The sequence below is a fragment of the Noviherbaspirillum sp. genome, from assembly GCF_035654295.1.
Classification (GTDB): Bacteria; Pseudomonadota; Gammaproteobacteria; order Burkholderiales; family Burkholderiaceae_D; genus Noviherbaspirillum.
This window is the reverse complement of record NZ_DASRXF010000200.1, coordinates 1-17,213: the sequence shown is the minus strand read 5'-3', so window position 1 is coordinate 17,213 and position 17,213 is coordinate 1. Positions and strand designations below refer to the sequence as shown.

Sequence of the window (17,213 nt, the reverse complement as noted above, 5' to 3'; positions counted from 1 at the left end):
GGTGCTGTCGCGCCTGAAGGAACCGGAGAACTCCAGCATCTTCTCCAAGATGCAGGTGTATGACGGCGAGAACCTGAAGGACACCGACCCGAAGGCGAAGTCGCGCCAGGAGTATGTCGACTACGCCGGCGTGGACGAGGGCATGAACGGCCTGTCGACCCGCTTCGCGTACAAGATCCTCTCCCGCGTCTTCAACTTCGATAACACCGAAGTCGCGGCCAACCCGGTGCACCTGCTGTACGTGCTGGAGCAACAGGTCGAGCGCGAGCAGTTCCCGCCCGAGACCGAGCAGAAGTACATGTCGTACATCAAGGAGTACCTGGCGCAGCGCTACGTCGAGTTCATCGGCAAGGAGATCCAGACGGCCTACCTCGAGAGCTATTCCGAGTACGGCCAGAACATCTTCGACCGCTACGTCACGTTCGCCGACTTCTGGATCCAGGACCAGGAATTCCGCGATCCGGACACTGGCGAGAGCTTCGACCGCGAAGCGCTCAACAGCGAACTCGAGAAGATCGAGAAGCCGGCGGGGATTTCCAATCCGAAGGACTTCCGCAACGAGATCGTCAACTTCGTTCTGCGCGCCCGCGCGCAGAACAACGGCAAGAACCCGGCATGGACCAGCTACGAAAAGCTGCGCACCGTGATCGAGAAGAAGATGTTCTCGAACACCGAGGAACTGCTGCCGGTGATCTCGTTCAACGCCAAGGCCAGCGCCGACGACGCGAACAAGCACCAGGAGTTCGTATCGCGCATGGTGGCAAAGGGTTACACCGCGAAGCAGGTGCGTCTGCTGTGCGAGTGGTACCTGCGGGTCCGCAAGTCGTCGTGATGTAGTACAGCCCCTCTCGTGCCTCAGGCCGAGGGTGAGCTGCAGGTTGCAAGACCTTGGAGTCCCCTCCCCTTCAAGGGGAGGGTTAGGGCGGGGATGGGTTTCCGATGCACCGAAGTGCGATCGAAACCCGGCCCCATCCCGGCCTTCCCCTTGAAGGGGAAGGGGCGACTAGGTGTGCGGCGTGCAGTACCCTGACCGTGAGAGAGGGGAACAATAAACGCCCATACAGTTTCAGGAGGCATTTTGGCTCACCTCATCGACAGGCGTCTGCAGGGCAAGAACAAGTCCGCGGTCAACCGCGAACGCTTCTTGCGGCGTTACAAGGGCCAGATCAAGGACGCCGTACAACGCGCCATCAAGGGCCGCTCGATCACCGAGGTCGAGAAAGGCGAAAAAGTATCCATTCCCGTCAAGGACATCAACGAACCCACGTTCGGCCATACGCATGGCGGTATCTGGGAAGTGGTCCGCCCGGGCAACGAGCAGTACCAGAAAGGCGACCAGATCCAGCGGCCGAAAGGCGGCGGTGGCGCCGGCAAGGGCAAGGCGGGCAACAGCGAGGAAATCACCGAGGACGATTTCACCTTCGAGCTGACGCGCGAAGAGTTCATGAACTACTTCTTCGAAGACCTCGAACTGCCCAACCTCGTCAAGACCCAGCTCACCTCGATCAACGAGTTCCGCAACCAGCGTGCGGGCTACACCATCTCCGGCACGCCGACCAACATCCACGTGTTGCGCTCGATGCGCGGCGCCATCGGCCGCCGCATCGCCGTCGGCGCCAAGTCGCGCAAGCGGCTGCGCGAGGCGGAAGAGGAGATGAACGAGCTGCTGAAAACCACTTTCGAGGACGACCACCGCGTGCTTGCGCTGCGCAAGGAAATCCATCACCTGCGCGCCAAGCTCGACGGCATCGCCTTCCTCGATCCGATCGACCTGCGCTACAGCAACCGCATCAAGGTGCCCAAGCCGTCCAGCCAGGCCGTCATGTTCTGTGTGATGGACGTGTCGGGCTCGATGGACCAGGCCAAGAAGGATGCGGCCAAGCGTTTCTTCATCCTGCTCTACCTGTTCCTCGAGCGTGCGTACGAGAAGATCGAAGTGGTGTTCATCCGTCACCACACGCAAGCCACCGAAGTGACGGAAGACGAGTTCTTCAACTCGCGCGAATCGGGCGGCACCGTGGTGTCCTCGGCGCTGCACCTGCTCAACAAGGTCATCACCGAGCGCTATGCGAGCAGCGACTGGAACGTCTATGTCGCGCAAGCCTCGGACGGCGACAACTGGGACAACGATTCGGTGACCTGCCGCCAGCTCCTGGTCGAGAAGATCATGCCGCTGGTGCAGTACTACGCCTATGTCGAGATCACCGACGGCGAGCCGCAGAACCTGTGGTACGAGTACATGCAGATCCCGGACCACCATCCGCACTTCGCGATGCAGAAGATCGAGTCGCCGGCCGATATCTATCCGGTGTTCCGTGAATTGTTCAAGAAACAGCCGAAATGATCAAAGTCCTCAATAAAGCACCCGCGAAGAAGACTGGCCGGCGCAAGGCGAGCAAGCCCGTCCGCCTGCCGGAGCAGTCGGAATGGACCTTTGAACTGATCGAGCAGGTGCATGGCGAGATCCGCCGCGTGGCCGAGAATTTCGGCCTCGACACCTACCCGAACCAGCTCGAGATCATCACCGCCGAGCAGATGATGGATGCCTACGCCTCCGTCGGCATGCCGGTGTCGTACGCGCACTGGTCCTTCGGCAAGCACTTCCTCTCCACCGAGAAGAGCTACCGCCGCGGCCACATGGGGCTGGCGTACGAGATCGTGATCAACTCCAACCCCTGCATCGCCTACCTGATGGAGGAGAACAGCCTGACCATGCAGGCGCTGGTGATCGCGCACGCCTCCTACGGCCACAACTCCTTCTTCAAGGGCAATTACCTGTTCCGCACCTGGACCGATGCGGAAGCGATCATCGACTACATGGTGTTCGCGAAGAACTACATCGCCGAATGCGAACAGCGCTACGGCATCGAGGCGGTGGAACTGCTGCTCGACTCTTGCCACGCGCTGCAGAACTACGGCGTGGACCGCTACAAGCGGCCGGCCAAGCTGTCCATGGCCAAGGAGCGCGAGCGCCAGGAAGAACGCGAGCGCTACCTGCAGTCGCAGGTCAACGATTTGTGGCGCACGCTGCCGCGCAAGCAGGAAGTGGTGGCCGAGGCTGCGCCTAGCCGTTTCCCCTCGGAGCCCCAGGAAAACCTGCTGTACTTCATCGAGAAATACGCGCCGCTGCTGCAGCCCTGGGAGCGCGAGATCGTGCGCATCGTGCGCAAGATCTCCCAGTACTTTTATCCGCAGCGGCAGACGCAGGTGATGAACGAAGGCTGGGCGACCTTCTGGCACTACACCATCCTCAACCAGTTGTACGACGAGGGCGTGGTGGGCAACGGCTTCATGATGGAATTCCTGCAGAGCCACACCAACGTGGTGTATCAGCCGCCCGTCACCAGCAAGTACTTCAACGGCATCAATCCCTATGCGCTCGGCTTCGCGATGATGCGCGACATCCGCCGCATTTGCGAAAACCCGACGGAGGAGGATCGCCAGTGGTTCCCGGATATCGCCGGCAGCGACTGGAAGAAGACGCTCGACTTCGCGATGCGCAACTTCAAGGACGAAAGCTTCATCTCGCAATACCTGTCGCCCAAGCTGATCCGCGACTTCCACTTCTTCTCGGTGCTGGACGACGACAAGCGGGACAAGCTGCAGATTTCCGCGATCCACGATGACGAAGGCTACCGTTACCTGCGCGAGCAGCTCGCCGGCCAGTACAACATGCACAACCGCGAGCCGAACATCCAGGTGTGGTCGGTCGATACGCACGGCCATCGCGCGCTGACGCTGCGCCATAACCAGTTCCTGCGCCGGCCGCTGAACGGCCAGGCAGAGGAGGTGCTCAAGCATGTTGCCCGGCTGTGGGGCTTCGACGTGATCCTGGAAACCGTCGATCCGCAGGGCAAGGTGCTGGACACGATGGAATGCAAGTGTGAAAAGAGGCAGCGGACGTAAAGGAACATAAGGTTTGCGGGGACGCCGCGAGGAAAGGGGAGCGCCGCAAGGCGCGCGGCGTCCTTCGCAACCCCGCTGCGGGCTTTTCGCCTCGCGCGGGTGTTCCATGCCCTGCCTCTTTTTCATGGGCGCTTGCCGGAGCAATCCGGCAAGACTTGTGCCAAAGCGCAAGCTTTGGCACTTTTTTTTCTGGGGCGCGCGTCCCTTCGGCTTCCTGTAAATTTTGCCGCCGTCCTGTAGTCTCTTCCACCCTACCTCGCCCCGCGCCGCCCATCTCCCTGCGAACCCCTATTGGCACGTACATTGCCTTAGTGGCATCAAGCATCCGCCGATGCCATTCCCTGGCTATTGCCATTACGTTCGTAAGGAGTCCGATATGCAACAACGTCAAATTCTCAACCGCATGCTCGGGATCGCCGTGTTCGCGATGCTGTTCGGCGCGTCTTCCCTCCACGCGCAGACCGGCGGCACCTCCGGTTCTTCCGGCTCTTCAGGTTCCTCCGCTTCATCCACGCAGGGCGCGAGCAGCGCACAGTCCGGCGGCAGCGGCGGCGGCGCCAACGCCAGTGCCGGCAAGGAAGCCGGCGGCAAGAGCCTGAGCAAGGCCGACCAGAACATCATGCGCGAAATGGCAATGTCCAACCTCGCCGAGATCGAGACCGGCAAGATCGCGCTGAGCCAGTCGAAGAACGACCAGGTCCGCAACTTTGCGCAGAAAATGATCGACGACCACCAGCAGTCGCAGAAGGAACTGGAGCAACTGGCCCAGGCCAAGGGCGTGACACTGCCCACCGAGCCGGACAACAAGCACAAGGCGGCTGCCAAGAAACTGAGCTCGCTGGAAGGCGACAAGTTTGACAAGCAATACATGAAGCAGGGCGGCATGAGCGACCACCGCAATACGCACCGCCTGCTGCAGCGCGCACAGACCCGTGCCACCGATCCCGACCTGAAGGCACTGGCCGCGAAGATGGAACCGATCGTCAGCCAGCACCTGACGCTCGCCCAGGAAGTGAGCGGCGCCAAGGGCAGCGCCTCCGGTTCGCAAGGGCCGGCGGGCACGAGCGCCTCGGGCAAGCCGTCCACCGGTTCATCCGGTTCCGACAAGTCGAGTGCTTCCGGTACTTCGGGCTCGTCCAACAGCACCAGTCCGAGCAAGCAATAAGACCATTCAACCGTCCCCGGGCGCTCCTGATGAAGGGGCATCCGGGGCGTCGAACGGAGGGAGCATGACGAACGACGAGATAGTCTCGGTGCTGAACGGCCTGGTCGAAACCTGCAAGGATGGCGACGAAGGCTTCCGCACCTGCGCGATGGATGCCAGCGACACACGGCTGAAGACCTTCTTCACCAACCGCGCGCAGACCTGCGCCGCGGCAGCGCTGGAATTGCAGGCACTGGTGCGCGCCTATGGTGGCGATCCTGACAACAGCACCAGTCTTGGCAGCGCAGTGCACCGGCGCTGGATCGATATCAAGGCCCTGATCACCGGGAAAGACGACCGCGCGGTGCTGGAAGAGTGCGAGCGTGGCGAGGCCATGGCGGTGACCAGCTACAGCCAGGCGCTGGCCAGGAACCTGCCCGAGAGCGTGCGCGCGGTGGTCGAGCGCCAGTACCAGGGCGTGTTGCAAAACCATGACCAGGTGCGGAGCCTGCGCGACCAGTACCGTTAGTGAGGGGGAAGGCCTGCGGTAAAATAGCCGCCTTCCTTGAAGGTTCTCCGCATGCTGCGACTCACCAACGTCATCCTCCCGCTCGACCATCCCGAAGCCGACCTGCGCGCGGCCATCCTGGACCGGCTGCACATCCCCGATGCCGACCTGCTCGGCATTACCATCTTCCGCCGCGGCTATGATGCGCGCAGGCGCAGCCAGATCACGCTGGTCTACACCCTCGATGTCGAGGTGAAGGACGAAGCGGCGGTGCTGGCGCGGCTGCAGGGCACGCCTCACGTCGGCCCCGCGCCGGACACCAGCTACAAGTATGTGGCCCAGGCGCCGGAGCAGATCAAGACGCGCCCGGTCGTCATCGGCTTCGGCCCCTGCGGCATTTTCGCCGCATTGATCCTTGCGCAGATGGGCTTCCGTCCCATCATCCTCGAGCGCGGCAAGGTGGTGCGCGAGCGCACGAAGGATACCTGGGGCCTGTGGCGCAAGCGCGAGCTCAATCCCGAGTCCAACGTGCAGTTCGGCGAAGGCGGCGCCGGCACTTTCTCCGACGGCAAGCTGCACAGCGGGATCAAGGACCCCAGGCATTACGGCCGCAAGGTGCTCACCGAGTTCGTGAAGGCTTACGCGCCGGAGGAAATCCTGTACGTCAGCAAGCCGCACATCGGCACCTTCCGCCTGGTGAAGATGGTGGAGGCGATGCGCGAAACCATCGAGTCGCTGGGAGGCGAGTTCCGCTTCCAGGCCCGCGTGACCGACCTCGACATCGACCAGGGGCAGATGCGCGGCGTGGTGCTGGAGGGCGGCGAATATATCGCCACCGACCACGTGGTTCTGGCCGTCGGCCACAGTGCGCGCGACACTTTCCAGATGCTCTACGACCGCGGTGTGTACGTCGAGGCCAAGCCGTTCTCGATAGGCTTCCGCATCGAGCATCCGCAATCGCTGATCGACCGTGCACGCTTCGGCAAGTTCGCCGGCCACCCGCTGCTTGGCGCCGCCGACTACAAGCTGGTGCACCATGCCCGCAACGGCCGTGCCGTCTACAGCTTCTGCATGTGCCCCGGCGGCACCGTCGTCGCCGCCACCTCCGAGCCGGGGCGCGTGGTCACCAACGGCATGAGCCAGTATTCGCGCAACGAGCGCAATGCCAACAGCGGCATCGTGGTCGGCATCACGCCGGACGACTACCCCGGCCACCCGCTGGCCGGCATCGACCTGCAGCGCAGCCTGGAGTCGAACGCCTATGTGCTGGGCGGCAGCAACTACAACGCGCCGGGACAGCTGGTGGGGGATTTCATCGCCGCGCGGCCGTCGAAGGAATTCGGCTCGGTGCAGCCCTCCTACCAGCCGGGCGTGTACCTGACCGACCTCGCTCCCTCTCTGCCGGATTACGCGATCGAAGCCATCCGCGAGGCGCTGCCGGCCTTCGACAGGCAGATCCGCGGCTACGCAATGCACGACGCCGTGCTGACCGGCGTGGAGACGCGCACTTCCTCGCCGGTACGCATCAAGAGGCTGGACAACTTCCAGAGCGTGAACATCAAGGGGCTGTTTCCGGCGGGCGAGGGTGCGGGCTATGCGGGCGGCATCCTGTCGGCCGGCGTGGACGGCATCAAGGTCGCCGAGGCGGTGGCGCTGAGCATGACCGGCGGCGCGGATGCGCGCGGCGGGGCGCTGTCCGGCGAGCAGATTTACTAGTCGACTTCCAGCGTCTGCAGGCGACCCTTCGTCCGGCCTCCGGCGATCTCCAGAAAGCCGATCGAAATCGGCAGCTTAAAACGCCGCGGGCCGGCGCTGCCGGGGTTGATGTACAACACCCCGTTTTCCATCTTCATCAGCGGCCGGTGCGAATGCCCGGTGATGACGACCTTGACGCCGGCCGACTCCGGCACGATGTCGAGGTCGTGCAGGTCGTGCACGACATAGATCGCAACGCCGCCGATCTCGATGCGCTCTCTTTCCTGCAATGCCTGCGCCCACGCGCCGCGGTCATTGTTGCCGCGCACCGCGGTTACCGGCGCGATCGCTTCCAGTTCCCGCAGCACGCCGGCATCGCAGATGTCCCCCGCATGGATGATGCGGTCGACTCCCTTCAATGCCACCCGCGCTTCCGGGCGGAGCAAGTTGTGCGTATCGGAAATCAGGCCTATCCGTATTCTTTCCATTCTGCTAACCGACTCGAAATGGAGGGCGTTGCAAGAAGCGGGCCCCGGCGGCGTGATCGAAATTGTGCTTTAATGAAGAAACCAACAGTTTTGCCATATGCATATTCTCTTTTTGTTTTGACGCATGAACAAGCGCATCGTTTCCGCACAGTTTTGTTGCCGCGGGCGGCCTCTCGGGCCTGCCGACTAGCGCACGCGTTTTCGACAGATTCCGATGGCCGCAGAGTTGCACAACCTGCGGCCATTTTGTTTTTTGGGGCGGCGTTATCGCCGCCGGTGAAAGGATAGACATGAACATGACCGAAGCCACTCTCGACAGGCGCGGTGCGGTACCGGCATCCATGCTGCCCGCGGCCGCGGTCTTGCCGGACACGCTGGCGCTGCCCTGGACGCAGGAGAGCATCTGGCAGGAAATCCGCGCCGGGGCCGAACGGGTGGCCGCGCGCGAACCGGTCCTGCTGCCGCGCCTGAAGGCACTGGTGCTGGAGCGGCCATCGTTGGGCGCGGCCATTGCGGGAGTCGTTGCGCGCCGGCTGGCGGCCGAGGACTTTCCGGAAGCGGTGTTGCGCGAGCTGTTCGATGGCGTGCTGCAACGCGCGCCGGGCATCGCGCAGCAGGCCGCCGCTGACCTCGCCGCGGTGAAGGAACGCGACCCTGCCTGCCCTGACCTGCTGCATGTCGTGCTCAACCTGAAAGGCTTCCAGGCCCTGCAGGCTTACCGCATCGCCCATGCCTTGTGGCTGGACGGACGGCAGGAACTCGCGTTCGCGCTGTCCAACCAGGTTTCGGTGGCGCTCGGCGTCGATATCCATCCCGCCGCCCGCATCGGCTGCGGCGTCATGTTCGATCATGCGACGGGCATCGTCATCGGCGAGACCAGTGTGGTGGAAGACCATGTCTCCATCCTGCAGAACGTCACCCTGGGCGGCACCGGCAAGGAACACGGCGACCGCCATCCAAAGATCCGTACAGGCGTGATGATCGGCGCCGGCGCGAAGATCCTCGGCAATATCGAAGTGGGGGCGATGAGCAAGGTGGCGGCCGGCAGCGTAGTGCTGCACCCGGTGCCTCCGCATTGCACGGTGGCGGGCGTGCCGGCGCGCGTCGTGCGTCATCATCGTGACGATAGCTGTCCGTCGGATGAGATGGATCAGAGCATTTGAGCACATGGCGGGTTTCGCTTCGCTCTACCCACCCTACAGTTCTTTATAGAGGATCGTAGGGTGGGTAGAGCGAAGCGAAACCCGCCATGCAATTAGAGGACGGTAGGGTGGGTAGAGCGAAGCGAAACCCGCCAATCACCCGCTACGATTGCCCGCCACTCCTCATCGACCGCTGCCGCCACAGCATCTCCGTAAACGCTTCCGCCGGCACCGGCTCCCCGTAGTAGTAACCCTGCGCCGCACGGCAGCCGAGCGTCTCCAGGAATTCCTTCTGTTCCGGTGTTTCCACCCCTTCCGCCAGCACGCGCAGCCGCAGGCTGTGCGCCATCGAGATGATGGCCTTGACCAGCGCAGTGTCGTTCGCGTTCTGCCCGATGCCGCTGACGAAGGCGCGGTCGATCTTGAGCGCGTCGACCGGGAAGCGCTGCAGGTAAGCCAGGCTCGAATACCCGGTGCCGAAGTCGTCCACCGACAGCCTGATGCCCATGCCGGACAATTGCTTGAGCGTGGCCACGTTTTCTTCCGTGCGCTGCATCAGCGTGTTCTCGGTGATCTCCAGGTCCAGCCGTTCGGGCGGCACGCCGGTCTCGCTCAGGATGCTGCCGACCATGCGTTCGAAATCCGGCTGGTAAAACTGCCGCGGCGACAGGTTCACCGCGATGTCGAGGTCGGTGAAGCCGAGTTCGTGCCATTGCCGCAGCTGGCGGCAGGCTTGCCGCAGTACCCATTCGCCGATGGGGAGAATGAGGCCGGTCTCTTCCGCGATGGTGATGTACTCATGGCAGTTGCCGGAGAACTGCCGTCCGCGGTTCCAGCGCAGCAGCGCTTCCGCGGAAAAGATGCGCCCGCCGGGCAGCTCCACCTGCGGCTGGTAATGCACGACGAATTCGTCGTGCGCCAGGGCATGGCGCAATGCACTGGTGAGCAGGTGCCGGCGCTGCGCGGCCTTGTTCAGGGATTGCGTGAAGAATCGGTAATTGCCGCGGCCTTTCTCTTTCGCGTAATACATGGCGGTGTCGGCGGCTCGCATCAGCGTCTCGGCATCCTTGCCGTCATCGGGATACAGACTGATGCCGATACTGCCGCCCACATGCAGTTCGTGGTCGCCGCAGTGGAAGCTCCGGTCAAGCGCATCAAGCGTCTTGCGTGCCACCACGCCGGCCACCGCGCCGTCCTCAATCAGGGGCAGGGTCAGGACGAACTCGTCGCCGCCCAGCCGCGCCACGCTGTCGCCTTCGCGCACGCAGGCGCTCAGGCGCTCGGCGACCATCTTGAGCAGCATGTCGCCTACCTGGTGGCCGAGCGAGTCGTTGATGTGCTTGAAGTAGTCGAGGTCGATGAACAGCACGGCCACGCGCGTGCCGCTGCGGTGGGCGTGCGCGATCGCCTGCTGCAGCCGGTCGCGCAGCAGTACGCGGTTGGGCAGCCCGGTGAGCGCGTCGTGGTCGGCCATGTAGCGGATGCGTTCCTCGGCCCGCTTGCGCTCGGAGAGGTCGAGCACGACGGAGACGCCTTCCTGCTGCGCGGCGTCCACGAATGCGCCGCCGACCAGGACGGGCACCAGGCCGCCGTTCCTGTGGGTGTATTCCTTTTCGATGGGATCGGTGCGCCCCTGGCTGCGCAGCGCCTCCAGCACTTTCTGGTTGGCATCGCGGTATTCGGGCGGGCCGATGTCGGCCAGGCGGAGCTTGCCTTCCTCCAGGTCCCGTTGCGTATAGCCGAGCAGGTGCAGGAACGCATCATTGGCTTCGGTGATCGTGCCCTCGATGTTCCAGAAGTAAACACCGATGATGTTCGATTCGACCAGCCGGCGCAGGCGCGCATTGGCCACCGCGAGTTCTTCCGTCCTGCGGGCAACGCGCTCGTCAAGTTCGTCGTATGCCTGCTGCAACCGGTACTCCGCCTGCTGGCGCAGCGCCACTTCGGCTTGCAGCGCGGCATTCTGCGCCGCCAGCCGGTGCCGTGCCTCGCGCAGACTGAGATGGGTATGGATGCGTGCGAGCACTTCCTGGATATCGAAGGGCTTGGTGACGTAATCCACGCCTCCGGCATCGAAGCCGCGCAGCTTGTCGCCCTGCTCGGTGAGCGCGCTCATGAAGATGACGGGCACGTCCCGCAGCAGCGCATTCGTTTTCATGCGGCGGCAGGTATCGAAGCCATCGATGCCGGGCATCACCACATCGAGCAGCACGAGGTCGGGGTGGACGAAGAGGGCGCGCTGCACGGCTTCCTCGCCGTCCTGGGCCACCAGCACTTCCAGCCCGGCATCTTCCAGTGCGCGCGACAGGACGGCAAGATTGGCTGGCGTGTCGTCCACCATCAAGATGGTATGGCCCGCAAGGGGCCTGTCGGCCTCGAAATCCATACGGTTCACCCCTGTTCGCGATGGACGGATGCGACAGGCGCCCAAAACGCCCGATGGGGTTAGACGCGTCCACACGGGGCGAGTTCAGGCAAGCTTGCCGACCGCCACTACCATCATGCTGACGGAACCGAGCTCGATGCCGTCCACGGGGATGGAAACCGGCTCGTCGTCCAGCTTCGCGCCTGCAATGTAGAGCAGGGGAAGAAAGTGCTCCGGCGTGGGGACGGAAAGATGCGCATCGTGCCCCCAGTCTTCGTAGGCGGCGAGCTGCTGCATGTCGCCGCGCAACAGGCAGTCGCGCACCTCCTGGTTGAACCTGGCCGCCCAGTCGTACGCCGGCACGCTTCCCCAGCGCATGGTGCGCAGATTGTGCACGATATCGCCGGTCGCCAGGAGCAGTACGCCTTCGTCGCGCAGGGCGGCCAGCCGGCGCCCTGTTTCGAGATGGAATGAAGGCGGCTGATTGGCATCGATGCTCAGCTGCACGACCGGGATGTCCGCGTCGGGATACATCTTCACCAGCACCGACCACGTGCCGTGGTCGAGCCCCCATTCATGGTCCAGCCGCACGTCGACCGGCTGCAACAGTTCGCGTACCCGCCCAGCAAGGGGCGGGCTGCCGGGCGCCGGATAACGCATGTCGAACAATGCCTGGGGAAAACCGCCGAAGTCGTGGATGGTGCGCGGCGTTTCCATCGCGGTGACGGCCGTGCCGTGCGTATACCAGTGCGCCGATACGGCAAGGATTGCCTTCGGTTTCGGGATCGTCTGGCCGATGCGCGCCCATGCCTGGGTGTAGGCATTGTCTTCAAGCGCGTTCATCGGGCTGCCGTGCCCGACAAAGATCGCGGGCAGGCGGTGGGAAAGGCCGGTGTCCATCATGTCTCCCCTCTCTGGCATGAACAGGATCAGGATAGCCGCATTTGCCGTTCCCTGCCGGGTGCAAGGACGGCACAATAGCGGTTCCCCCTGCATGAAAGGCTGCCATGTCCACACGCACCCTGAACCTCGACGATACGCTCTACCGTTACCTGCTGGATGTTTCGCTGCGCGACCATCCCGTCCTCGCCGAACTGCGCGATGCCAACCGCAGCCACCCGCTTGCGCGCATGCAGATTGCAGCCGAGCAGGGGCAGTTCATGCAATTGCTGGTGAAGCTGCTCGGCGCGCGCAACACGCTTGAGATCGGCACCTTCACCGGTTACAGCGCTCTGGCCGTGGCGCTTGCCCTGCCCGACGACGGCCGGGTGATCGCCTGCGACATCAGCCGCGAGTACACCGATGCCGCACGCGGCTACTGGGAAAAGGCAGGCGTGGCGCACAAGGTCGACCTGCGCATCGCGCCGGCGCTGGAGACCCTGGATGCCCTGCTGGCGCAGGGCGGGGCGGGCAGCATCGACTTCGCCTTCATCGATGCTGACAAGACCGGCTACGACGCCTATTACGAACGCTGCCTCGCCTTGCTGCGGCAGGGCGGGCTGGTCGCGGTGGACAACGTGCTGTGGAGCGGGCGCGTGGCGCAGCCCGCGTCCGACGACGACACCGCCGCGCTGCAGGCATTCAACCGCAAGCTGCGCGACGATGCGCGCATCGACCTGGCGATGCTGCCGCTGGGAGACGGGCTCACTTTGGCGCGGAAGCGGTAGCGCAATGCTTTATACTTTCGGGCTATCCCGGTTAGACAAGGAATGACACCATGGCCCCGATCACTTCACGCATCGCGCTCACAGCCGGCGCCTGCCTGCTCGCCGGTTGCGCGGGGTGGTCCGCGCTGCCGCCGCCGGCCTCCACCCAGCTGTCCGCGCCCGGCTCCGACCCGCTGCGGAGCTTCGTCGCCAGCATCGATGCGCCCAGCGGCAGCAAGCCCTCGCCCGACGGCAAGAAGCTGCTCTGGCACGCGATGTACGGACGGGAAGTGACGACCTTCGTGCGCAATGCCGACGGCGGCGACCCCGCCGTGTTCCGCCTCGGACGCAACCTGCCGTACTGGGCCTGCGACAGCCGCCACCTGATCCATGAATCCGACCCGGCCGGCGGCGGCAACACCCAGGTCATCCTGATCGATACCGAGCGCCCGGGCGCCACGCCGGTCAACCTTACGCCCTGGAAGGGCAGCACCTCGCACGTGATCCATGCCGGCGACGCCGCGTCCGGCAAGCTGGTCCTCGTCAGCAACCGCCGCGATGCGGCACTCTTCGACGTCTACAGCGCCGATCCCGCAAGCGGCAAGGTGGAGATGGTCTGGAAGAACAACGGTGATGTCACGCGCTGGATCATGGATGTCGACGGCAGTGTCGGTGCGCGTGTGCGCAGGCAGGACAACCAGTACTTCCTGCAGGTGCTGAACAAGACCACCAATACCTGGAAGTCGGTGAGCGCTTGGCCGGAGCTGGCCGATATCCGGCCGATCCGGGTGGACCGCGCCGCCGGCAATGTCTTCGTCATGTCCCGGCTTGTACCGGAGAACGCCGGCAACGGTACTGCCGCGTCGGTCGACCGCGGGCTTCCCTGCCGCATGCCGCCCCAGGCAGGAACGCTGTCCGCCTCAGCCCGATAGGCGTTCCTCGCGCCCGTCCGGCCCGATTTCATGCACGAGCACCCCGGCGCCTTCCGGGGCCTCCGCTCGCCAGGCCGCATGGTCGATGGCGCGCATCGCATCCTGGTAGCCCTGTTCCCAACGCCACTCGATCGAGCCCTTCGAGAAGTTGAGGTCCTTCGATGCCATCTGCCAGTCGCGTCCCGCATAGGCGAGGCGCACGATGTGCATCGTGGTGTCGGTGCCCACCTTCTCCAGCTCCCGCAGTTCATCCTCGCTCAGCATATCGTCCGGTACCTTTGCCCGCAGTGCCCGCACCAGCCGCCGCAGGCGATGGCCGCGCAGGTAGGCGTCGATGTGGCGGCGCGAACGCGAGGCGTACAGCACGTCCTTCTGGCGCGTGTACACCTGCTCCAGCGTGTTCGGCTCCGGGCCGTCGGCGCTCCAGAGGTCGACCATGAAGCAGATGGTGTCGACACGCGGCTCGTCCGCCAGCACCGCCTCCAGCGGCGTGTTGGAGTAGAGTCCGCCGTCCCAATAGAGATCGCCGTCGATGCGCACCGGCGGGAAGCCCGGCGGCAGCGCGCCGCTGGCCATCACATGCTTGATGCTCACCGGCTGGTGCGCCGTATCGAAGTGCTCGAGCCGGCCGCAGGTCACCTTGATGGCGCTGACGGTAAGGCGGATGCCGCTGCTGGAATTCAGGGCGCGCAAGTCCACCAGGCGATTGAGCGTTTCTTCCAGCGGACTTGTATCGTAGAAGCTTGCCGCTTCGGCCTCCACCGGCCAGCCGGCGAAGAAAGGATTGAACCAGCGCAGCGCGTACATGCCGGGCACGCCGCGCGTCACGGTGTCGACTGTCGTGAATATGGTGTTGAGGCGGCGCGCGTGATCGGGCACCTTGCGCATGTCGAGCAGGTCGGAATGTGCGACCTCGTCCCAGAACGTCTTGAGGCGGTCGAGGCGGTTTTCCCGCTCGTTCCCCGCGATGATGGCGGCATTGATTGCGCCGATGGAAGTGCCTACCACCCAGTCGGGTGTCAGGCTGTGTTCATGCAGCGCCTGGTAGACGCCAGCCTGGTAGGCGCCCAGCGCGCCGCCGCCTTGCAGGACGAGCGCGACGCGCGGGCGGGTGCCGATTGCCTTGATCTTCGAGTCCATGTCCCTGCAACCTCGACTGAGGATTGCAGCGCGGGGCCGACTTTCTCCTTGCCGGCTTACTCCTTGATCAGGCCCTCCGCCTTCATGGCTTCGTGCACTGCCGGGCGCGCGGCCACACGCTGCATGTATGCCTGTACCGCGGGCCATTGGCCCAGGTCGAACTTCATCGGCCGGGCCCAGCACAGCACGGTGAAGAGGTAGGCATCCGCAACGCTGAATTGGTTCCCGGTGAGGTAGTCGCGGCCCTGCAATTGCTTCTCGACTATGTGGAGCCGCGCGGCAATGGTGTCGCGCGAGGCTTGCTTCGTCTCTTCCGGCGTGTTCGGCTTGAACAGCGGCGAGAAGGTCTTGTGCAGTTCCGTCGAGATGAAGTTCAGCCATTCCACCAGGTGATAGCGCGGCATCGTGCCCGCAGCCGGTGCAAGCTGCTTCTCGGGAGCCTGGTCGGCAAGATATTGGACAATCGCCGGACCTTCGGTGAGCACCTCGCCGTTGTCGAGCACCAGCGCCGGGACGTAGCCCTTCGGATTGACTTCAAGGTAGTCTTCGCCGCCGGCCGTTTTCTTGCTCGCCAGGTTCACCCTTTCGAGATCGAAGGAGAAGCCGAGTTCGCGCAAGACGATGTGCGGCGACAGGGAACAGGCGCCGGTCGAGTAATACAGTTTCATGACAGTCCTCTTTCTTGATCTGCTTGGAAACCGGATGGTAACGCAGCAGCGATAATCCTGCCGAATGGCAGCATGGGCAGCATCGGCAGCAAACTGCATGCCCACCTATAATGAATTTTCCCGACAAGAAAACGAGACGGAGACAATGAACACCACCCACTACGCCCACTGGCCGACGGGCCTTCCGCATGCCATCACGACGCCGGAAACCAGCGTGTACGTCAACCTCGAAGTGTCCGCGCGCCGCTATCCCGCCAGGCCGGCCATCATTTTCTACGACACCGTGCTGAGCTATGCACAGGTGCATGAACAGGTGCTGGCGCTGGCCGGTTACCTGCAGCATGCCTGCGGTGTACGGCGCGGCGACCGCGTGCTGCTGAACATGCAGAACAGTCCGCAGTTCATCATCGCCTTCTACGCCATCCTGCGCGCCGATGCGATGGTGGTGCCGGTCAATCCCATGCTGATGACCGACGAGCTGCAGCATTACGTCGCCGACAGCGGCGCGAAGGTGGCGATCGTGTCGCAGGAAATCTTTTCGCGCACCGCGCCGCTGGTCGGCAAGGGCAGCCTGGAGACGGCCATCGTTGCTACCTATTCGGACTACCTGGTCGAATCGACCGATCTCAACGTCCCCGATTTCGTGGGCGCCGCACGGGAGTTGCCCGACATGCCGGGCGTGGTCGCGTGGAGCGACGCGCTGGACGCGGTGTACGTGCCGCACCCGCACGAGGCAGGGCCGGACGACCTGGCGTGCATGCCCTACACCTCGGGCACCACCGGCAAGCCGAAGGGCTGTGTCCACACCCACCGCTCGGTGATGTTCAACGCGGTCGCCAGCCCCACCTGGTCGGGCCCGATGGCGCCCGACCACGTCACCCTCGCGGTGCTGCCCTTCTTCCACGTCACCGGCATGCAATCGGTGATGAACGCGATGATCTATACCGGCGGAGCGATTGTCGTGCTGCCGCGCTGGGACCGCGACGCGGCCGGCCAGCTGATCACGCGCTACAAGGTCACCACCTGGACGCTGATCCCCACCATGATGATCGACTTCCTGTCCAACCCGCGCCTGGCGGAATACGACATCTCCGGTCTCAAGCGCGTCTCCGGCGGCGGCGCGGCGATGCCGGCGGCGATCGCGCAGAAACTGCTGGACCTCACCGGCCAGCAGTACATGGAAGGCTACGGCCTGTCCGAGACCATGGCGGCCTCGCACGTCAACCCCCCCAGCCGCATGAAGCAGCAATGCCTCGGCATACCCTACCTCAACGTGGATTCGCGCATCGTCGATCCGCTGACGATGAAGGAAGTGCCGCAGGGCGAGAACGGCGAGATCTGGATTCACGGCCCGCAAGTCTTCCAGGGCTACTGGAACGACCCCCGCAAGACCGAGGAAGCCTTCGCCGAACTGGACGGCAAGCGCTTCTTCCGGTCAGGCGACCTCGGCTACATGGACGAGGAAGGATTCTTCTTCTTCACCGACCGCTTGAAGCGCATGATCAATGCCAGCGGCTTCAAGGTATGGCCGGCGGAAGTGGAATCGATGATGTACCAGCATCCGGCGGTGCAGGAATGC

General features: G+C 64.0%; 14 protein-coding genes and 1 pseudogene. 10 read left to right on the top strand and 5 right to left on the bottom strand.

Going from position 1 to position 17,213, the window contains the following annotated elements:
* The 6 genes and pseudogenes from VFF99_RS18550 to VFF99_RS18525 all read left to right on the top strand — a co-directional run.
* Window positions 1-832: pseudogene (locus VFF99_RS18550) on the top strand (PrkA family serine protein kinase); the annotation flags it as partial.
* 246 nt (window positions 833-1,078) lie between these two features.
* The gene (locus tag VFF99_RS18545; protein ID WP_325020404.1) at window positions 1,079-2,344 is read left to right on the top strand and encodes a YeaH/YhbH family protein; all 1,266 of its coding nucleotides are present in this window, start codon (window positions 1,079-1,081) and stop codon (window positions 2,342-2,344) included.
* On the top strand, window positions 2,341-3,906 hold the full coding sequence (locus VFF99_RS18540; protein WP_325020403.1) for a SpoVR family protein: 1,566 nt from the start codon (window positions 2,341-2,343) through the stop codon (window positions 3,904-3,906). The genes VFF99_RS18545 and VFF99_RS18540 overlap by 4 nt, the downstream gene beginning before the upstream one ends.
* A 376-nt stretch (window positions 3,907-4,282) precedes the next feature.
* Window positions 4,283-5,071 (top strand): DUF4142 domain-containing protein, encoded by a 789-nt coding sequence (locus VFF99_RS18535; protein WP_325020402.1) that lies wholly within the window; start codon window positions 4,283-4,285, stop codon window positions 5,069-5,071.
* A 64-nt stretch (window positions 5,072-5,135) separates the two neighbouring features.
* Window positions 5,136-5,579: a PA2169 family four-helix-bundle protein gene (locus tag VFF99_RS18530; protein WP_325020401.1), complete on the top strand. Its 444-nt coding sequence runs from the start codon at window positions 5,136-5,138 to the stop codon at window positions 5,577-5,579.
* A 51-nt stretch (window positions 5,580-5,630) separates the two neighbouring features.
* On the top strand, window positions 5,631-7,274 hold the full coding sequence (locus VFF99_RS18525; protein WP_325020400.1) for an NAD(P)/FAD-dependent oxidoreductase: 1,644 nt from the start codon (window positions 5,631-5,633) through the stop codon (window positions 7,272-7,274).
* On the opposite strand, the gene VFF99_RS18520 is transcribed toward VFF99_RS18525, so the two are convergent.
* The gene (locus VFF99_RS18520) at window positions 7,271-7,741 is read right to left on the bottom strand and encodes a metallophosphoesterase family protein (RefSeq protein ID WP_325020399.1); all 471 of its coding nucleotides are present in this window, start codon (window positions 7,739-7,741) and stop codon (window positions 7,271-7,273) included. The two genes, VFF99_RS18525 and VFF99_RS18520, sit on opposite strands and share 4 nt — an antisense overlap.
* 290 nt (window positions 7,742-8,031) lie before the next feature.
* On the opposite strand from VFF99_RS18520, the gene cysE reads away from it, so the two are divergent.
* Window positions 8,032-8,904 (top strand): serine O-acetyltransferase, encoded by an 873-nt coding sequence (cysE, locus tag VFF99_RS18515; protein WP_325020398.1) that lies wholly within the window; start codon window positions 8,032-8,034, stop codon window positions 8,902-8,904.
* 142 nt (window positions 8,905-9,046) lie between these two features.
* Here the strand turns inward: cysE and VFF99_RS18510 are convergent, their stop codons facing one another.
* Together VFF99_RS18510 and ygiD are read right to left on the bottom strand one after the other, a co-directional pair.
* Entirely contained in the window at window positions 9,047-11,269 is a 2,223-nt protein-coding gene (locus VFF99_RS18510) for a two-component system response regulator (RefSeq protein WP_325020397.1), read from the bottom strand.
* A gap of 84 nt (window positions 11,270-11,353) precedes the next feature.
* Window positions 11,354-12,151 carry a 4,5-DOPA dioxygenase extradiol gene (gene ygiD, locus VFF99_RS18505; RefSeq protein ID WP_325020396.1) on the bottom strand — a complete coding sequence of 266 codons (798 nt, stop codon included), beginning with the start codon at window positions 12,149-12,151 and terminating at the stop codon, window positions 11,354-11,356.
* A gap of 104 nt (window positions 12,152-12,255) precedes the next feature.
* On the opposite strand from ygiD, the gene VFF99_RS18500 reads away from it, so the two are divergent.
* Window positions 12,256-12,915, top strand: a complete 660-nt coding sequence (locus VFF99_RS18500; protein ID WP_325020395.1) for a class I SAM-dependent methyltransferase — start codon at window positions 12,256-12,258, stop codon at window positions 12,913-12,915.
* Between the two features lie 50 nt (window positions 12,916-12,965).
* Entirely contained in the window at window positions 12,966-13,826 is an 861-nt protein-coding gene (locus VFF99_RS18495; protein WP_325020394.1) for a hypothetical protein, read from the top strand.
* Here VFF99_RS18495 and VFF99_RS18490 read toward each other — a convergent pair.
* Both VFF99_RS18490 and gstA read right to left on the bottom strand, forming a co-directional pair.
* Window positions 13,815-14,966: a patatin-like phospholipase family protein gene (locus VFF99_RS18490; protein WP_325020393.1), complete on the bottom strand. Its 1,152-nt coding sequence runs from the start codon at window positions 14,964-14,966 to the stop codon at window positions 13,815-13,817. The genes VFF99_RS18495 and VFF99_RS18490 overlap by 12 nt on opposite strands.
* Before the next feature lie 56 nt (window positions 14,967-15,022).
* Complete coding sequence (gstA, locus tag VFF99_RS18485) at window positions 15,023-15,634, bottom strand: glutathione transferase GstA (RefSeq protein ID WP_325020392.1); 612 nt, start codon at window positions 15,632-15,634, stop codon at window positions 15,023-15,025.
* A gap of 145 nt (window positions 15,635-15,779) precedes the next feature.
* Here gstA and VFF99_RS18480 point away from each other — a divergent pair.
* Window positions 15,780-17,213: long-chain-fatty-acid--CoA ligase (locus tag VFF99_RS18480; protein WP_325020391.1), on the top strand; the 1,434-nt coding region annotated here is incomplete at its 3' end.